General features: G+C 42.2%; 2 protein-coding genes. Both read left to right on the top strand.

Features of this window, described 5'->3' with window-relative positions; translation table 11 throughout:
* The coding region (locus F6K53_RS44840; RefSeq protein WP_293087539.1) for a sulfotransferase family protein at nt 1–685 on the top strand (685 nt) is incomplete at its 5' end.
* Between the two features lie 131 nt (nt 686–816).
* The gene (locus tag F6K53_RS44835) at nt 817–981 is read left to right on the top strand and encodes a hypothetical protein (protein ID WP_293087536.1); all 165 of its coding nucleotides are present in this window, start codon (nt 817–819) and stop codon (nt 979–981) included.
* Nucleotides 982–1,093 lie beyond the last annotated feature (112 nt).

Genomic DNA, 1,093 nt, shown 5'->3' with positions numbered 1-1,093 from the left:
CGCTTTTGAGAAAACTTTTTCCCAACGCCCAGATACGGCTACCTTACACGAACCATTTCAGGATATCTATTACTGTAGCCAATGGCGGCGCAGCAATCGCATGGGGAATTACGAAAAACACCTAGATTACGGAACGAACCAGGTGATAGAACGCATCAAATCCCAGAGTTTACCTGTAGTTTTTATTAAAGAGATGGCTTATCACGCGCTTCCCTATATCGACCGTGAGTTTATCAATGAGCCGCTAGTGAATACCTTTCTCGTCCGCAATCCAAAGAAAAGTTTGCTGTCATGGTATAAAATAAACGAATTTCCCACAGAAGAAGAATTTGGTTTTAATGCCCTCAAAGAATTGTGGCAAGTTGTTAGAGAGGAAGTGAATCAAAAACCAATTGTTGTTGAAGCTGATCGCCTACAGAGCGCTCCAGAAAAAACTCTAAGAGCCTATTGTCAAGCAGTTGGTATCGCATTTGTGCCTGAAATGTTGAATTGGAACGAGGGGCGCATAAAGCAAGAAAACTCGCGCAAAGAAGAAATACATAGCAGGTGGCATCAAACTCTCGGAAATAGCAAAGGAATCCTGCCGCCAACCGAGGCCAGCGGGGAAATTCGTTCTGAAGATATACCGATGTTCCAACGAGCCATGAAAACCTATGAAGAAATTTCTCAATTCGCACTTACATAGGGAGGAAGACTATGAGTCAACAACAAGTTACAGAACCAATAAAAACGATAAATAGAGAAGAAGTTACTTTAAGCAATAGCTTGATCACCCTGGCTGAGAAGCCGTTTTATTAACATCTGGTTATATGACCATTGTTTGTGTCCTCAGTGTCATCATCCCAGTTATTTTCAGAAAATAAATTATCTCAGCGATCGCTTAGAACTGCTAAAACCCAAATCCGTGCAGCTGATCTCGCCCCAGACCGATCACCCGATTATCCCTTACTCCCCTTAATCGACAACTCCCTTCATCCCTGACAACCAACCGTCACCGGTCAAGTCAACCGGCAAAATCAAAGTTTTATTGCGCAGAAGAATTTTTGAAACCAAAATGCTTGATAATGAACCTCACGAATTTAACAGACTTAAC

The organism is Moorena sp. SIO4A1 (assembly GCF_010672065.1).
Taxonomy (GTDB): domain Bacteria; phylum Cyanobacteriota; class Cyanobacteriia; order Cyanobacteriales; family Coleofasciculaceae; genus Moorena.
This window is presented reverse-complemented; position numbering and strand designations above follow the sequence as displayed.